Raw genomic sequence first — 16193 nt, forward strand, 5'->3', positions numbered from 1 at the left:
AGATGTGGCCGCACGCTCGCTTCGCTCGCACAGTGATCGGTGGGAGCGCCCATCGGTTGCTGAACGGAGCGGCCGGAGGCCGCGGAGATGAAGCGACCACCGCAAACATCATGGAGTTGCTGAGGTCGCTTCAGCTTCGTTCGCTTCGCCCACTTCGTTCAGCAACCGTGGGGTTGCACCGTTCGGGTTGCGCGGGTCGCATGCGGGGGTTTCCAGGGTGCTCGCCTAGCCTTTACGCGTGCTGCACTCCTCCGAGAACCCCCTCGTCGGCGTCGTCATGGGCTCCGACTCCGACTGGCGCGTGATGGCCGATGCCTCGCAGGCGCTGACGGAGTTCGGCATCGCGCACGAGGTGGAGGTCGTCTCGGCGCACCGCACCCCCGACAAGCTCATGGAGTACGGGCGCCAGGCGCGCGACCGCGGGCTGCGCGCGATCATCGCGGGAGCCGGGGGAGCGGCGCACCTGCCCGGCATGCTCGCCTCGCTCACGGCGCTGCCGGTCATCGGCGTGCCCGTGCAGCTGAAGACGCTCGAGGGCCTGGACTCGCTGCTCTCGATCGTGCAGATGCCCGCGGGCATCCCGGTCGCGACCGTGTCGATCAACGGCGCGCGCAACGCCGGCCTGCTCGCCGCGCGCATCCTCGGCGCCTCCGACGCCGCGATCGGCGACCGGGTCGAGGCGTACGCGCGCGAACTGGAGGCACAGGTGGGCGAGAAGAACGACCGCCTCAAGGCATCGCTGAGGGACGCCGAGTGAGCGTCGCGAGCCCGGCGCGCTCCCGCGCGTCCGCGCCCACCCTGACGTCGCGCTCGGCCGGCGTGCTCAACGGCCGGCCCCTGCGGTACCCCGATTCGGCGTCGCCGCGGGTGATGACGCGGCGCGGATGGTGGCTCGTGATCCTCGGATGGCTCATCCCCGGATCGGCCCAGGTGCTCGCAGGCAATCGCCGCCTCGGCCGGTTCGCCCTCGGCACCACGCTGCTGCTGTGGACGCTCGCCGTGGTCCTGATCCTCGGCATGCTGCTGTGGCCGGCCGGCACGATCACGATCGCGCTCTTCCCGATCTCGATGGTCGTCGCCGGCGTGCTCGTCGTCGCGTACGGCGTGCTCTGGATCGTGCTCGGGATCGACACCCTGCGTCTCGTGCGCCTCGTGAAGACCTCGAACCCCTCGCGGTTCCTCATCGCGCTGCTCTCGGTCGTGCTCATGGTCGTCACCGGCGGCGGCGTCGCCTTCGCCGCACCCCGCCTGTTCTCGGGTGCCAACCTCGGCAGCATCCTGCCCACCGGCTTCCCCGTGGCCCCGGTCGACGGGTACTACAACATCCTGCTGCTCGGCGCCGACTCGGGCGAGGGCCGCGACTCGATGCGGTTCGACAGCATCTCGGTCGTGTCGATCAATGCCGACACGGGCGCCGTGACGATAACGGGCATCCCGCGCGACATGCCGAACGTGCCGTTCTCCGAGGACAGCCCGATGCGCGAGCTGTACCCCAACGGTTTCGAGGGGCGGTATGACCCGTCGTGCGGCTGGAACAACCACATCAACAACCTCACGAACGCCGTCGAGTACTGCAGCGAGGACCGCGGGGAGGGTCTCTATCCGGGGCTCGATCCCACGTACTCGCGGCCGGCCATCGAGGCGACGAAGGACGCGGCCGAGGGCATCCTGGGCCTGCAGATCCAGTTCCACGTCTTCATCGACATGAACGGCTTCGCCCGCCTGATCGACGCGCTCGGCGGCGTCGACATCGAGGTGACCGAGCGCCTGCCCAAGGGCGGCGGGCCCGCGTACGACGGGCAGCCCGCCGAGGACTGGGCCATCGGGTGGATCGAGCCGGGAACGCAGCACATGGACGGCGACACGGCCCAGTGGTACGCGCGCTCGCGCTACACGACCAACGACTGGGACCGCATGGAGCGCCAGCGCCAGCTGCAGCAGGCGATCCTCGACCAGTTCACGCCCGAGACCGTGCTGACCCGCTTCCAGGACATCCTCAACGCCGGCGACGCCCTCGTGCAGACCGACATCCCGCAGAGCATGACGGGCGCGTTCATCGAACTCGGCACGAAGGCGCGGTCGCAGCCGTTCGCGTCGATCGAGCTGACGCCGGCGAACGGGGTGGATCCCGAGCAGCCGGACTACGGGCAGATCCGGGAGATGGTGCACGCCGCGCTCTATCCGCCCACGCCGACGCCTACCCCCGAGCCGTAGCGGCCCGCGCCGCGCAGGCGCGCGCTCAGGAGGATCCGAGAGCACGACAGTACGCTCATGACATGTCCGTGAGCCTGCGCGTCGTCCTGGATCAGCTCGTCTCGCCGACCGGCGACGACCTGGCGACGGCGTCCCGCGAGCTCGCCAGGGCGCTCGTCGCCGCCGCGCCGCTCGGCTGCCGGGTCGAGGCCATCGCGCCCGCGGGGGAGCCCATCGGCATCGCGGGTCTGAGTCACGAGCAGCGGCTGCGCCTGAATCGCGGCCGGCTGGCGGCGGCCTGGCGCTTCGGCGTGGCATCGGGCGTGGGCGGCGGCCTCATCCACTCGCCCACGCTGATGGCCCCGCTCGTGCGGCACGACCGCGTGAACGAGGGCGACCAGACCGTGGTCACCGTGTGGGATCTCGCGCCGTGGGAGGCGCCCTCCGAGCTGCCGCGCGCCGAGGCGGACTGGCAGCGCGCCATGCTGCGCCGGGCGATGCGGCACGCCGACGCCATCGTCGTCCCCACGCACGCGATCGCCGAGAGGCTGTCGGAATGGGTGGACCTCGGCGAGCGGATCCGCGTGATCCCGGGTGCGGTGCTCGACGGCTTCGCCGAGCCCAGCGACGCGGACGCCCGCCGACGCGACCTCCGGCTCCCCGCCGAGTACGTGGCGACATCGGGCGGGATCGGCGATTCCGACGGCCTCGCCGCGGCGATGCGGGCCGTCGCGGCCACCGATCTGGACGTGGTTGTCATCGGCGTGCCCGAGGGGGCCGAGCCGGCCGTCGCCGACCTCGCCTCGGCGGCCGGCCTGCCCGAGCGGCGGGTGCACGCGCGCGGGCACCTGGACCGGGGCGACCGCGCCGCGGTGATCGGGGGAGCCCGGGCCTTCCTCGCCCCCGCGACGCGCAGCGCCTGGCCGTGGCGCGCCACCGAGGCGATGGCGCTGGGCACCCCGCTCGTGGCCGTGGACTCGCCCGTGCACCGCGAGGTGATCTACGACGGCGGTCTCTTCGTCCCCGCCGACCACCTGGCCGAGGCGCTGCGCACGGTGATCGACGGTGGCGGCCGGCGGCTGTCGGTGCTCGGCAGGGACCGCGCGCGGGCGTTCACCTGGATGGGCGCGGCCGAGAAGGTCTGGCAGCTGCACGCGGATCTGTGACGCGCGCTGCGCCGAGCGGGCGTTCAGCGTGCGGAAGCTAGGATCATCCGTGGCCTATTCCCGACCGATGTGGGGCGCACCCGAGTGACAAGCGTTGATCTGAGCGAGTTCGAGGTCCCCGGCACCAGCCGCGGGTTGCTCGATGTCATCCGGTGGCGGTACCTGCTCAAGCTGCTCGTGCGCACGGGAGTGACCACCCGCTATCGCAACTCCGTGCTCGGCTGGACGTGGTCCTATGTGCGCCCCGCCGCGCAGTTCCTCGTGTTCTGGCTGGTCATGGGCGTGTTCATGCGGCTGGAGCACGGCGTGCCCAACTACGCCGTCTACCTCATGAGCGGCATCATCGGGATCAACCTCTTCAGCGAGGCGTTCGGCAACTCCACGCGCTCGATCGTGGGCAACGCGCCGCTCGTGCGCAAGGTGTATCTGCCGCGCCAGCTCTTCGCCGTATCCGCCGTCTTCGTGGCGTTCGTGCACTTCCTGCCGCAGCTGGGCCTGCTGCTCGTCGTGTGCCTGTTCCTCGGCTGGGTCATGCACATCACACTGTGGAGCGTGCTCGCGGTGCTCGCCGCCGTGCTCATCCTCATGATGACGGCCTTCGGCCTGGGGCTGCTGTTCGGCGCCGTCAACGTGCGCTTCCGCGATGCCGAGAACATCGTCGAGCTCCTGCTCATGCTCGTCACGTGGGCCTCGCCGGTGCTGTACGCGTGGACCATGGTGCGCGACGTGTTCCCCGCGTGGCTGACGCAGATCTACCTGCTCAACCCCATCACCACGGCCGTCGAGCTGCTGCACGTCGCCTTCTGGGCTCCCGTCTCGAGCGACAAGTTCGCCGGCAGCGGCTACGAGCTCAACCCCGATCTGGGCTGGCAGACGGGCACGGCGCTCCTCATCGCGCTCGTCACGATCCTCGTCGGGCAGCTCGTCTTCCGACGCCTCGAGGGAAGGTTCGCGCAAGACCTATGAGCACCGCACCGCAGGGCACCCGGCCGCAGGCAGGAGCGCCGGCCAAGCCGAGCATCATCATCGACAACGTCCGCAAGTCGTTCACGCTCCACCACGGGCACTCGCTCAAGGACGTCGTCGTCAGCTGGATCCGCCGGCGCAAGACGTCGTCCACGTTCGAGGCGCTCAAGGGGATCGACGTCACGATCGACGAGGGCGACTCCGTCGCGATCCTCGGCTACAACGGCTCGGGCAAGTCCACGCTGCTCAAGCTGCTCTCGGGCGTCATGGCGCCCGACGGCGGACGGGTGCTCACGCGCGGCCGGGTGGCGGGGCTCATCGAGGTGGGCGCCGGCTTCCACCCCGAGCTGACCGGGCGCGAGAACGTGTTCCTCAACGCGGCGATCCTCGGCATGAAGCAGCACGAGATCGAGGAGCGCTACGAGCGGATCGTGCAGTTCGCCGAGATCGGCGAGTTCATCGACCAGGAGGTCAAGCACTACTCGTCGGGCATGTTCATGCGCCTGGCGTTCAGCGTGGCCATCCACGTCGACGTCGACATCCTGCTCGTCGACGAGATCCTCTCGGTCGGCGATGCGCCCTTCCGTGAGAAGTGCCGTCGCAAGTTCGACGAGCTCATCGCGGCGGGCAAGACGCTCGTGATCGTGAGCCACGACATGGAGATGGTGCGCGAGCTGTGCAACCGCGGCGTCGTCATACGGAAGGGCGAGCTGATGTTCGACGGGCCCGTCGAGCAGGCGATCGACGCGATGAACCAGGGCTGACGCGCCGATGATCGAATGGGTGCAGGCGCTGCCGGCGCTGGCACTCGCGCTGCTCGTGGTCTTCGCGCCCGGGCTCGCGATGGCGTGGGCGCTGGCGCTGCGCGGTGCGGCGATGGTCGCCGCCGCTCCGGCGCTCACCGTCGGCCTCGGCGCCGGCCTGGCCGTGCTGTTCGGTTTCGTGGGCATCGGGTGGACGCCGCTCTCGGCCGTGATCGGATTCGTCCTCGCCGTCGCGCTGTTCTGGGTGCTGCGGCGCGCGCTCGGCCTCCCGCCGTTGCGTACGGAAGCCGAGGGAGCACGCTGGCCGCTCGCGGCAGGCGTCTTCGCCGGCGCCGCCATCCTGCTCTGGCAGCTCGCCTCGTACATCGGCGCCCCCGACGCCATCTCCCAGACGAACGACGCCGTCTTCCACCTGAATGCCATGCGCTACGCCGTCGACACCGGCAACGCATCGTCGCTGCTGCTCAGCGGCGTGCAGGGCGCTTCGGGTTTCTACCCCGCGGCCTGGCACGGGGTCGTCTCGCTGGTCACGCAGCTGGGCGTGGAGATGACCGTCGCCGTGAATATGGTCGCGCTGGCCTTCTCGTGTGCGGTGTGGCCGCTCGGGTGCGCGTGGCTCGTGCAGGTGACGCTGAGATCGCGCGCCATCGCCGGCGTCGCCGGCATCGTCTCGGCGGGGTTCGCGACCTTCCCGCTCCTGCTCCTGCAGTGGGGCGTGCTCTACCCCCTGCACGCCTCGATGGCGCTGCTTCCGGCCGCGATCGCGGTGTGGATCAGCACAGCGGAATGGCGGCGCATTCGCGAGGGCACCACGGCGGGACGCCTGGGGAGCGGCCTGCGGATGCTCGGGCTGCTCGGCCTTTCGGCAGCGGCCATCGCACTCGCGCAGCCCGCGACGCTCCTGCCGCTCTTCGCCGCGGTCCTGCTGTTCGCCATCGGTCGCGTCGCGACCGGATGGCGGATCGCGACTGCCCGCGCGCGGACCGCGGGTGCCGCCCTCGTCCTCGTCGGCGCCGCGGCCATCGTCGCGGCGTGGCTCGTGCTCGGGGCCCTTCCCAGTTCGGGTCATTGGCCGGCGACGCTGGGAAGAGCCGAGGCGGCGTGGCAGGTGGCGACACAATCGCTTGTCGGCGCACCGGCGCGGATCGGTCTGGCCGTGGCGGTCGTCGCCGGTCTGGTCCGTGCGATCCTTCGTCGAGACGCCCGCTGGCTCGTCGCACTGTGGGTCCTTTCCGGAGCGCTGTACGTCGCCGCCATCGCGCTGCATCAGCCGGCGCTGCGAGCGCTTCTCGTCGGGGCCTGGTATGAGGACCCGTATCGGCTGGCGGCGCTCACGGCGGTGGCGAGCGTGCCTCTCGCCGCGCTCGGCATCGATGGCGTCGTGCGTGCGGCGCTGGGTCTCCTGCCCGCGCTGCGTCGGATCGCGACGCCGCTCGTGGCGGCATCGTCGCTGCTCGTCGTTCTGGCGACCGTCCTGGTCGTTCCCCCCGTCTTCATGAATGTCGTCTTCGACGGGCCGGACGTCCGCCCGAATCCGTACCGCGCGGAGGAAGCCAACTACCTCGAGGACGACGAGCGTGAGCTGATCGAGAAGCTGCCGGAGCTCGTGCCCGCCGACTCGACCATCGTGGGGAATCCCGGGACGGGCACCGGCTTCGGATATGCCCTCACCGGGATGGACGTGATTCCGCGCAGCTGGCAGCTTTCCCCCGACCTACAGGACGTGCTGGGATCGCGACTGCCCGACGTGGCAGAGGATCCGGATGTCTGCGATGTGATCGAGCAGCGTGGAATCGACTACGTCCTCGACTTCGGGCCGGGCGAGCCGTACCCGGGGCGGTGGGTGCTCGAGGGGTTCACGGGGTTCGAGGGGCACGACGGATTCGAGCTGGTCGCAGAGGAAGGCGACGTCTCGCTGTGGGAGATCACGGCGTGCGATTGAGACCGCGCACGACGCCGCCACCGGGGCGTCGTGCCGGGACGCCTAAGATGGTGGACATGGCGGCATCGCGATCGAAGACGTTGATCGTGGTGCCCGCCTACAACGAATCGGACGCGGTCGGCGACGTGGTGCGCGCGGTCCGCGCGGTCGCGCCCGAGGCGGATTGCCTCGTCGTCGACGATGCCTCGAAGGATGACACCGCAGCGGTGGCTGCGGCCGCGGGAGCCCGCGTGATGCGACTGCCGGTCAACCTGGGCGTGGGCGGCGCGATGCGTGCGGGGTTCCGCTGGGCGTGCGCACGGGGATACGACGTGGTGGTCCAGGTCGACGGCGACGGGCAGCATCCTGCCGAGGAGGTCCCTCACCTCATCGCGGGGCTCGACGAGGCGGACATCGTCATCGGAGCGAGGTTCGCCGGCGCGGCGGGCGCCGGCGCGCGCGGTCCGCGTCGCGCCGCCATGTGGGTGCTCGCGCGGACTCTCAGCCGCATCACACGGACGAGACTGACCGACACGACGAGCGGTTTCAAGGCGGCCGGCCCGCGCGCGGTTCGTCTGTTCGCGCAGACCTACCCCGCCGAGTATCTCGGCGACACGATCGAGGCTCTGGTCATGGCCTCCCGCGCGGGCCTGACGATCCGGCAGCGTCCCGTGGCGATGCGCGAGCGGCAGGGAGGATCGCCGTCGCAGAACCCTGTGCGCGCCTCCGTCCACCTGATGAGATCCTGTCTCGCCCTGTGCATCGCGCTCACGAAGCCACGCGTCGTGGTCGGGCCCACCTGGTCCTTCGCCGATGGGATGTCCGTGCGATGAGCGCCACCCTCTACGCCTTCGGCATCCTCGCGGCAGTCGCCGTGCTGGTGGTGATGTTCGTGCTGCTGCGGCGGGGGACGCTTCGCGAGCGGCACGCCGTGTGGTGGTTCCTGGCGGGTCTGTTGGCGCTCGTCATCGCGGTGTTTCCGGATCTGCTGATCTGGGCGGCGCGGATCGTCGGCGTCGAGGTGCCCGCGAACCTCGTCTTCTTCGTCGCGATCGCCATTCTCGTCGTGCTGAGTCTGCAGCACTCGGCGGAGCTCACGAAGGCGGAGGACCGCATCCGCACGCTCACGGAGCATGTCGCCATGCTTGATCTGCGGATGCGCGACCTCGAGGCGAAGAAGGAACGGGAGTGGCGTGACGGCGAGGAGTGAGGGCCGGCCGCGCATCGTCCTCGCCACGCGACTGTTCGAGCCCGAGGTGAGCGCGGGTGCGTTCCGGCTCGGGGCGCTCGTGCGCGGGCTCGTTTCACGGGGTGCGGCGGTCGACGTGGCGACGACCCGGCCGCCCGTCACCATCCGCCACCGGCAGATCGGCATCGTCGGCGCTCGCCTACGCCGGTGGCCGGTGCTGCGCGACGCGGGGGGAAACGTCCGGGGTTACATCCAGTACCTCAGCTTCGATGCGCCCCTGCTGCTGCGTCTTATCATCCGTCGCGCCGACGCGTTTGTGGCGGAGGCGCCGCCCACCACGGGCCTTGTCACCGCGTTCGTGGCATGGTTGCGTCGACGGCCCTTCGCCTACTACGCCGCAGACGTCTGGACGGACGGTGTCGTGTCCATGGGTGCTCCCGCCGCCGTGGTCTCCATCATGCGGTGGATGGAGCGCCGGGTCCTGCGCGCGGCGGCGGTGATCCTCTCCGTCTCGCCGGAGGTGACGGATCGCCTCGTGGCGATCGGCGCCGATCGCGGGCGCGTCGCGACGATCGGCAACGGGATCGACACGGCGGTATTCTCGCCCGAGGTGGCGCCGGAGACGCCGGGCCGCCCCTACTTCGTCTACACCGGCACGATGTCGGAGTGGCAGCAGCCCGACGTGTTCGTGAAGGCCTTCGCCCGCATCGCGGGCGACCATCCCGACCTGGATCTGCGGTTCTTCGGGCAGGGGGCGCTGCAGGACGACCTGCGCGCGCTCGCGGATCGGCTCGCCCCTGGCCGCGTGCATTTCGGCGGCGTCGTGCCGCCCGAGAGCTCGGCGGCCTGGATCCGCGGCGCGGTGGCGGCGCTCGTGAGCATCGTGCCGGGCAGAGGGTACGACTTCGCGCGACCCACGAAGACCTACGCCGCGGCGGCCGTGGGCACGCCGGTGCTGTTCGCGGGAGCGGAGACGGGGCGCGAACTCGTGGCGGGCGCCGGCCTCGGCGAAGCCGCCGAGTTCGACGAGGACGCCGTCGCGGAGGCGATGCGCCGCCTCATCGCGCAGTACGGCGATGGTGCGTCCGAGGAGCGGCGCGGTGCTCGGGTCGAGTGGGCACGAGAGAAGGTGTCGCTGATGGCGGCGGGACAACGCGCCGCCGAGGCTGTGATGGGCATGATCCCAGGTGGATCGGAGAGGATCGACGCGTGACTGCTCAAGACGTGCGTATCGTCGACTCGGCGGATGTCGCCGACGACGCCGAGATCGGGGCGGGCAGCTCGGTCTGGCACCTGGCGCAGGTGCGCGAAGGAGCGCGGCTCGGCCGCAACTGCATCGTGGGTCGCGGCGCGTACATCGGCACCGGCGTCGAGATGGGCGACGACTGCAAGGTGCAGAACTACGCGCTCGTGTACGAGCCGGCGCGGCTCGCGCAGGGCGTGTTCATCGGTCCGGCCGTGGTCCTGACGAACGACACGTACCCGCGCGCGATCAACCCGGACGGCTCGCAGAAGTCGGCGCACGACTGGGAGCCCGTCGGCGTCACCGTCGAGCGCGGAGCGTCGATCGGTGCCAGGGCCACATGCGTGGCGCCCGTGACGATCGGGGAGTGGGCGACGGTCGCCGCCGGCGCGGTCGTCGTCAAGGACGTCCCCGCCTTCGCGCTCGTAGCGGGCGTGCCCGCGAGGCGTATCGGCTGGGTCGGGCGCGCGGGGGTCCCCCTGGTGCGCGACGGAGAGAACTGGCGCTGTCCCGAGACGGGTGACACGTTCGTCGAGAGCGACGGCGAGCTTCGAGAGGTGAGCAACTGATGGACTTCATTCCCCCCGCAAAGCCGATCATCGGCGACGAGGAGCGTGCGGCGGTCGACCGCGTGCTCACGAGCGGCATGGTCGCGCAGGGGCCGGAGGTCGCTGCCTTCGAGCAGGAGTTCTCGCAGCACTTCGTGCAGGGGCGCCCCGTTGTGGCCGTCAACTCCGGCACGTCGGGACTGCACCTGGGGCTGCTCGCCGCTGGCGTCGGCCCCGGCGACGAGGTGATCGTGCCGTCGTTCACCTTCGCGGCCACGGGCAACTCGGTCGCGCTGACCGGTGCGACGCCGGTGTTCGTCGACATCGAACCCGACACCTTCGGCCTCGACCCGGCCGCGGTGGAGGCCGCGATCACCCCCCGGACGAAGGGCATCCTGCCGGTGCACCTGTACGGGCACCCGGCGCGCATGCGCGAGCTGTCGGCGATCGCCGAGAAGCACGGCGTCGCACTCTACGAGGATGCGGCGCAGGCGCACGGAGCAGCGCTCGACCGACGACCCGTGGGCACATGGGGAGACTGGGCGATGTTCAGCCTGTACCCGACGAAGAACATGACCAGCGGCGAGGGCGGCATGGTCTCGACGGTCGACGAGCAGCTCGCGCGCCGCGTGCGCCTCCTGCGCAACCAGGGCATGGAGCGCCAGTACGAGAACGAGATCGTCGGCTTCAACGCCCGCATGACCGACATCCATGCCGCGATCGGCCGCGTGCAGCTGACGAAGGTCGACGCGTGGACCGAGCAGCGCCGGCGCAACGCCGCCTTCCTCGACGCGAACCTGCGCGGTGTCGTGGTGCCGCCGGTCGCCGACGGCGCCCGCCACGTCTACCACCAGTACACGATTCGCGTCGCCGAGGACCGCGACGGCTTCGTGCGGGCACTGAAGGAGGAGCACCAGGTGGGATCGGGCGTGTACTACCCGATCCCGAACCACCGCCTCCCGTCGCTCACCTCGTACGCGCCGGGGCTCGAGCTGCCCGAGACGGAGCGCGCGGCGCGCGAGGTGATCTCACTGCCGGTGCACCCGTCGCTTTCGCAGGACGATCTCGAGCGGATCGTCGCTGCCGTCAACGCCGTCGCGGGAGCGGGTGCCTGATGGCCGCGCCGCTGCGTGCCGGCCTGGTCGGCCTGGGCATGATGGGACGCCACCACGCGCGCGTGCTGCGCGAGATCGAGGGCGTTGAACTGGTCGCGATTGCGGATGCCGCCGGCGATCCTCATGGTGTGGCGGGCGCGCTGCCCGTGCAGCCGAGCGTGGCTGCCCTCATCGAGCAGGGCATCGACATCGCGGTCGTGGCGGTGCCGACCGCCTTCCACGAGGACGCCGCGCTCGAGCTGGCGGCGGCCGGCGTGCACACGCTCGTCGAGAAGCCGATCGCACACGACGTGGCCGCTGGGGAGCGCATGGTCGAGGCGTTCGAGAAGGCGGGCCTCGTCGGAGCCGTGGGGCACATCGAGCGCTTCAATCCGGCGATCCAGGAGCTGCGCCGGCGCCTCGAGGGCGGCGAGCTCGGCGCGGTCTACCAGATCGCCACGCGCAGGCAGGGCCCGTTCCCCTCGAGGATCGCGGACGTGGGAGTGACGAAGGACCTCGCCTCGCATGACATCGACCTCACGGCGTACGTCGCCCAGAGCACCTACGATCTCGTCTTCGCGCAGACGGCGTTCAAGAGCGGCCGCGAGCACGAGGACATGATCGCGATCACGGGACGTCTCGAGAACGGCGTGATCGTGAACCACCTCGTGAACTGGCTCAGCCCCATGAAGGAGCGCGTCGCGATGGTCACGGGGGAGAAGGGCGCGTACCTCGCCGACACCGTGACCGGCGACCTCACCTTCCACGCCAACGGCACCATCCCGCTCGAGTGGGAGTCGATGACCTCGTTCCGCGGTGTGAGCGAGGGCGACATGATCCGCTACGCGATCGCCAAGCGCGAGCCCCTCAAAGTGGAGCACGAGGCCTTTCGCGACGCGGTGCTCGGCAAGGAGTCGGACGTCGTGACGATGCGGCAGGGGCTCGAGACGCTCGCGGTGGTCGAAGCCGCACTGGCTACGGCCGACCGCGGAACGGCGCAGTCGCTCCGATGACGGCGTTCATGGACGGCCTGCGGCTACGTTGGCGGGCGAGGATGCTCCCCGTCGCGCGAGCCGGCCGCGCGCCGGTCCGCCTCGTCATCGGCCCCGCGAACTCAGCCGGCCAGGCACATCGCTGGGCCCGATCGGCTGAGCGGCTGCGGGGTGTGCGCGCCACGTCCTTCGCTGTTTCCCCTGCCGATGACACGTTCCGATTTCCCGTCGATGCGCGCGTGGGGCGCGAGGACTTCGCCTCGAACTACGCGTGGACGCGTCGGCAGATCGGCGCTGTGGAACGCGGGTTCAGCCACGTCGTCCTCGAGTCGGGGGCGACGCTGTGGCGTGCCGATGCTGTGGAGCACGTCGCAGCACTGCGCGAGCGCGGTGCGATCAACGTCGGGCTCGTCTTCCATGGGTCCGACATCCGAGTGCCACACGTGCACGCGCAGCTCGAACCCGATTCGCCATTCGCCGACGGACGCTATCCCGATGCCGCCCGTCTCGAAGAGGTGACCGCCCGCAATCACAGGCTCGTCCGCGAGAGCGGTGCCCCCGTCTTCGTCGCGACGCCGCAGCTGCTCGACTTCCTGCCCGACGCGGCGTGGCTCCCGGTGGTCGTGGATCCCGAGCCGTGGGAGCGCGCCGCGAGCGGCCCCGCCCTGACACGCGATCGACCGATCGTGGTCCACGCCCCCAGCCGACGAGGCCTGAAGGGGTCGGAGCGAATCGAGCCTGCCCTGCAGCAGCTCGACCGCGAAGGGGTCATCGTGTATCGGGAGATCAGCGGCGTTCCCGCGTCCCGGATGCCGAGCATCTACGGGGGCGCCGATATCGTGCTCGACCAGTTCGTCAATGGCGGCTACGGTGTCGCAGCGTGCGAGGCGATGGCGGCCGGGAGGGTCGTGCTCGCTCACGTGTCCGACCGGCATCGTCGAGTCGCCGAGCGCGAGGCAGGCATGGGCCTTCCGATCGTCGAGGCTCGGGTCGATGACATCGGAGAGGTCATCAGGGGCATCCTTGCCGACCGTGCCGCCTACGCTGCGCTCGCCGGCCAGGGACCGGAGTTCGTGCGGCGGATGCATGATGGCGCCCGCTCCGCCGCGGTGCTGAGCGGATTCCTCGGGGTGGCGGGTCCGCGGGAAAGGAGCGGTCGATGAAGCTGCTCGGTGCCCGCCTTCGTCGGCTCTGGCCGTACCTGCCGGCGTCCGCACGGCGGTTCCTCGTCGTGTACTCGGTGATCAGCGCGTTGCTCTCGGTCGTCGATGTCATTGCGCTGCTGATGCTCGCCCTCGTGCTGGCCTCGGCCGTCGCCGGGAGCGGTCTGCAGCTGCCGCTCGTCGGCACCGTCCCGGGTGATGCGCTGATCTGGCTGATCGTGGTGCTCTCGCTGGTCGTCATCCTCAAGTCGGCGTCGAATGTGGCGCTCTCGTGGATCGCGACACGCAGGTTCGCCTCGTTGGAAGTCGAGCTGGGTGCGAGGCTGCTCGCCGCCTATCTTCGCGCACCGTGGACCGCCCGGCTCTCGCGCAATTCGGCGGAGCTCGTGCAGCTCGCGAACACCGGCGTCGCCAACGTCATCGCGGGATTCCTGCTGCCCATCACCTCGATCGCTGGCATGGTGGTCACGGCCGCGGGTGTCGTCGGCGTGATCTTTGTGGCCCAGCCGGTCACGGCGGTCATCGCGCTTGTTTACCTCGGCGGCATCGCCGTCGTGCAGTACTTCCTCCTCGGAGGACGGACGCGCCAGGCGGCGCGGGTCGCCAGGGACTCCAGCCTTCTCGCGTCGCGGCTCATCGCAGGCATGCTCGGCGCGCTCAAGGAGATCACGCTGCGTGACAAGGTCGACGAGGTGGAGGCCGTCGTGCGAAAGCAGCGCACGCTCACTGCACGCGCGCGCTCGAACTCGAACTTCCTCGGCACCGTGCCACGGTTCGTGTTCGACTCCGCCGTCATCGGAGGATTCCTGCTGACCGGCACCATGGCGTTTCTCACGGGCGGGGGCATCGACGGCGCGGTGAGCGCGGTGGCACTGTTCGGCATCGCCGGGTTCCGCCTGGTGCCGGCCCTGACGGGGTTCCAATCGGTGATCACCCGCACCGCGACGACAGGCCCATTCGTGGACACCGTCGTCGACGACATCGAGCAGTCGAAGGACTATCACGCCGCCCAGGAAGGACTTGGGCGCGACCCGCTTCCCTCGGACCCGCGGGAGCTGCGCCTCGAGAGTGTCGGATTCACGTTCCCCGGAGCGGCTCAGGCCGCAGTCCAGGGGGTCTCCGTCAACGTTCGCATGGGCACGTCGCTCGGGATCGCCGGGCGCTCCGGAGCAGGCAAGTCCACGTTGATCGACCTGCTTCTAGGGCTGCTCACGCCCACCAGCGGCAGGATCACGCTCGACGATCGGCCCATCGACGAGGTGCTCGCGGGGTGGCGCGCCCGGGTGGGATACGTGCCGCAGCAGGTCGCGCTCTTCAACGGCACGATCGCGCAGAACATCGCGTTGGTCTGGGACGACTCGTTCGATGCCGAGCGCGTCGAGAGAGCCGCACGGCGCGCGCAGCTCTGGGACGTGATCGAGCAACGCGAGGAGGGCATCCATTCGCACGTCGCCGAAGGGGGCATGTCCCTTTCCGGCGGACAGCGGCAGCGGCTCGGCATCGCGCGCGCGTTGTACACCGATCCGCTCGTCCTCGTCCTCGATGAGGCCACGAGCGCACTCGATGTGAAGACCGAGGCTGCCGTCACGGAGGCGATCCGAGAGCTGCATGGCGAGGTGACCGTGATCGCCGTCGCGCACCGGCTCTCGACGATCCGCTCCTTCGACAAGATCGCTCACATGAAGGACGGTCGCATCGTCTCGCAGGGGACCTTCGACGAGGTGGCCGCTAAGGACCCCGACTTTGCTCAGCAGGCAGCGCTCGCGGGGCTCCTCGCGAGGAAGGAAGACAATGACTGACGGTCATCGCCCGAAGGTGCTCATCCTCTCGTTCTCTCGCGTCGCCACGGATCCGAGGGTGGTTCGCCAGATCTCGGTGCTCAAGGATCGGTACGAGATCATCACGTGCGGCTACGGAGAGGTCCCGCACGGCGTCGAGCACCATGTGGAGCTTCCTGAGGAGGCGCGGGCGTACGTCTGGGATGGGCGCGTCCTGGCGCTGCGGCAGTACCGTTACGCGCTGTGGACCAACGCGGCCGTCCGAGCCGCGCTGAAGGGCCTGCGCGGAGTCCGACCCGACATCGTGCTGGCCAACGAAGCGATCGCGGTACCCGTGGCGCTCAAGCTCCGTCCGTCCCTGGGAGTGCATGCCGACCTACATGAGTACCACTCGAGGGTCCGGGAGAACGAGGGCTACTGGAACAAGCGGGCGCGGCCCTGGACGGAGTGGATGATCCGGACGTACGTCCGTCGAGCGGACTCGTGGACGACTGTGGGGCCCGGGATCGCGGCAGAGTACGAGCGGGAGTTCGGCTTCCGCCCCGACGTGGCACGCAACGTCGCCCCGTACATCGACGCGGAGCCCCGGCCGTCGAGCTGGCCCCCTCGCCTGGTGCACTCCGGCGGAGCCATGCGGAAGCGGGCGATCCATGTGATGGCCGAAGGCGTGCTCGCCGCACGCAACGGCGCCACTCTCGACCTCTACCTTGTACCGAGCGAGCCGAAGTACGTCGACGAGCTGCGCCTCCTGGCGGAGCGATCGGACGGCCGCATCACGCTGCACGACCCCGTGCCCTATCGCGAGCTGATGAAGCGGCTCCAGGAGTATGACCTGGGCATTCACGTGCTTCCGCCGATCAACTTCAATCACCGCATGGCGCTTCCCAACAAGGTGTTCGACTATCTGCAGGCCCGAATCGGCGCTGTGGTCGGCCCGTCGCCGGAGATGGTCGAGTTGGTGGAGTCCACCGGCTACGGGGTCAGCACCCGGGATTTCACCGCGCAGTCGATCGCCGAGACGATCGATGGTCTCACCGGTTCGCAGATCGACGAGATGAAGCGCTGTGCTCATGCCAACGCCCGTGACCTGTCTGCAGAGCTGGAGAACACGGTCTGGCTCCGCGCGATCGAGGAGCTCGAACGACGCCATGCTGATCGTTGAGTCCGCGCGGCAGC

The 16193-nt window shown here is 70.0% G+C and carries 15 protein-coding genes; all 15 read left to right on the forward strand.

What is annotated here, in order from left to right:
- Positions 1-277: 277 nt before the first annotated feature.
- The 15 genes from purE to ACWDR7_RS09745 all read left to right on the forward strand — a co-directional run bounded on the left by purE (position 278) and on the right by ACWDR7_RS09745 (position 16179).
- On the forward strand, positions 278-757 hold the full coding sequence (gene purE, locus ACWDR7_RS09675; RefSeq protein WP_449854739.1) for a 5-(carboxyamino)imidazole ribonucleotide mutase: 480 nt from the start codon (positions 278-280) through the stop codon (positions 755-757).
- Positions 754-2214: an LCP family protein gene (locus ACWDR7_RS09680; protein WP_449854707.1), complete on the forward strand. Its 1461-nt coding sequence runs from the start codon at positions 754-756 to the stop codon at positions 2212-2214. Before purE ends, ACWDR7_RS09680 begins: the two co-directional genes overlap by 4 nt.
- A 62-nt stretch (positions 2215-2276) precedes the next feature.
- Positions 2277-3359 carry a glycosyltransferase gene (locus tag ACWDR7_RS09685; protein ID WP_449854708.1) on the forward strand — a complete coding sequence of 361 codons (1083 nt, stop codon included), beginning with the start codon at positions 2277-2279 and terminating at the stop codon, positions 3357-3359.
- 84 nt (positions 3360-3443) lie between these two features.
- Positions 3444-4325 (forward strand): ABC transporter permease, encoded by an 882-nt coding sequence (locus ACWDR7_RS09690; RefSeq protein ID WP_449854709.1) that lies wholly within the window; start codon positions 3444-3446, stop codon positions 4323-4325.
- Positions 4322-5089, forward strand: a complete 768-nt coding sequence (locus ACWDR7_RS09695; RefSeq protein WP_449854710.1) for an ABC transporter ATP-binding protein — start codon at positions 4322-4324, stop codon at positions 5087-5089. The genes ACWDR7_RS09690 and ACWDR7_RS09695 overlap by 4 nt, the downstream gene beginning before the upstream one ends.
- Positions 5090-5096: 7 nt before the next feature.
- Entirely contained in the window at positions 5097-7031 is a 1935-nt protein-coding gene (locus ACWDR7_RS09700) for a DUF6541 family protein (RefSeq protein ID WP_449854711.1), read from the forward strand.
- Between the two features lie 47 nt (positions 7032-7078).
- Entirely contained in the window at positions 7079-7843 is a 765-nt protein-coding gene (locus ACWDR7_RS09705) for a glycosyltransferase family 2 protein (protein WP_449854712.1), read from the forward strand.
- Positions 7840-8220: a DUF2304 domain-containing protein gene (locus ACWDR7_RS09710; RefSeq protein ID WP_449854713.1), complete on the forward strand. Its 381-nt coding sequence runs from the start codon at positions 7840-7842 to the stop codon at positions 8218-8220. The genes ACWDR7_RS09705 and ACWDR7_RS09710 overlap by 4 nt, the downstream gene beginning before the upstream one ends.
- On the forward strand, positions 8204-9412 hold the full coding sequence (locus ACWDR7_RS09715) for a glycosyltransferase family 4 protein (RefSeq protein ID WP_449854714.1): 1209 nt from the start codon (positions 8204-8206) through the stop codon (positions 9410-9412). Before ACWDR7_RS09710 ends, ACWDR7_RS09715 begins: the two co-directional genes overlap by 17 nt.
- A complete protein-coding gene (locus ACWDR7_RS09720) occupies positions 9409-10011 on the forward strand; it encodes an acyltransferase (RefSeq protein WP_449854715.1) in 603 nt (200 codons plus the stop codon). Before ACWDR7_RS09715 ends, ACWDR7_RS09720 begins: the two co-directional genes overlap by 4 nt.
- The gene (locus tag ACWDR7_RS09725) at positions 10011-11105 is read left to right on the forward strand and encodes a DegT/DnrJ/EryC1/StrS family aminotransferase (protein WP_449854716.1); all 1095 of its coding nucleotides are present in this window, start codon (positions 10011-10013) and stop codon (positions 11103-11105) included. The genes ACWDR7_RS09720 and ACWDR7_RS09725 overlap by 1 nt, the downstream gene beginning before the upstream one ends.
- Positions 11105-12097: a Gfo/Idh/MocA family oxidoreductase gene (locus ACWDR7_RS09730; RefSeq protein ID WP_449854717.1), complete on the forward strand. Its 993-nt coding sequence runs from the start codon at positions 11105-11107 to the stop codon at positions 12095-12097. The genes ACWDR7_RS09725 and ACWDR7_RS09730 overlap by 1 nt, the downstream gene beginning before the upstream one ends.
- Positions 12094-13239 (forward strand): hypothetical protein, encoded by a 1146-nt coding sequence (locus ACWDR7_RS09735; RefSeq protein ID WP_449854718.1) that lies wholly within the window; start codon positions 12094-12096, stop codon positions 13237-13239. Before ACWDR7_RS09730 ends, ACWDR7_RS09735 begins: the two co-directional genes overlap by 4 nt.
- Positions 13236-15038 carry an ABC transporter ATP-binding protein gene (locus ACWDR7_RS09740; RefSeq protein WP_449854719.1) on the forward strand — a complete coding sequence of 601 codons (1803 nt, stop codon included), beginning with the start codon at positions 13236-13238 and terminating at the stop codon, positions 15036-15038. The genes ACWDR7_RS09735 and ACWDR7_RS09740 overlap by 4 nt, the downstream gene beginning before the upstream one ends.
- A complete protein-coding gene (locus ACWDR7_RS09745) occupies positions 15031-16179 on the forward strand; it encodes a glycosyltransferase (protein ID WP_449854720.1) in 1149 nt (382 codons plus the stop codon). Before ACWDR7_RS09740 ends, ACWDR7_RS09745 begins: the two co-directional genes overlap by 8 nt.
- Positions 16180-16193 lie beyond the last annotated feature (14 nt).

The sequence above is a fragment of the Microbacterium sp. NPDC003461 genome, from assembly GCF_053588335.1.

What these genes read in the sequence shown, in the direction of transcription:
- purE (WP_449854739.1), top strand. Translation starts at nt 278, where the DNA reads ATGGGCTCCGACTCCGACTGGCGCGTGATGGCCGATGCCTCGCAGGCG.
- ACWDR7_RS09685 (WP_449854708.1), top strand. Translation starts at nt 2,277, where the DNA reads ATGTCCGTGAGCCTGCGCGTCGTCCTGGATCAGCTCGTCTCGCCGACC.
- ACWDR7_RS09695 (WP_449854710.1), top strand. Translation starts at nt 4,322, where the DNA reads ATGAGCACCGCACCGCAGGGCACCCGGCCGCAGGCAGGAGCGCCGGCC.
- ACWDR7_RS09700 (WP_449854711.1), top strand. Translation starts at nt 5,097, where the DNA reads ATGATCGAATGGGTGCAGGCGCTGCCGGCGCTGGCACTCGCGCTGCTC.
- ACWDR7_RS09705 (WP_449854712.1), top strand. Translation starts at nt 7,079, where the DNA reads ATGGTGGACATGGCGGCATCGCGATCGAAGACGTTGATCGTGGTGCCC.
- ACWDR7_RS09710 (WP_449854713.1), top strand. Translation starts at nt 7,840, where the DNA reads ATGAGCGCCACCCTCTACGCCTTCGGCATCCTCGCGGCAGTCGCCGTG.
- ACWDR7_RS09725 (WP_449854716.1), top strand. Translation starts at nt 10,011, where the DNA reads ATGGACTTCATTCCCCCCGCAAAGCCGATCATCGGCGACGAGGAGCGT.
- ACWDR7_RS09730 (WP_449854717.1), top strand. Translation starts at nt 11,105, where the DNA reads ATGGCCGCGCCGCTGCGTGCCGGCCTGGTCGGCCTGGGCATGATGGGA.
- ACWDR7_RS09735 (WP_449854718.1), top strand. Translation starts at nt 12,094, where the DNA reads ATGACGGCGTTCATGGACGGCCTGCGGCTACGTTGGCGGGCGAGGATG.
- ACWDR7_RS09740 (WP_449854719.1), top strand. Translation starts at nt 13,236, where the DNA reads ATGAAGCTGCTCGGTGCCCGCCTTCGTCGGCTCTGGCCGTACCTGCCG.
- ACWDR7_RS09745 (WP_449854720.1), top strand. Translation starts at nt 15,031, where the DNA reads ATGACTGACGGTCATCGCCCGAAGGTGCTCATCCTCTCGTTCTCTCGC.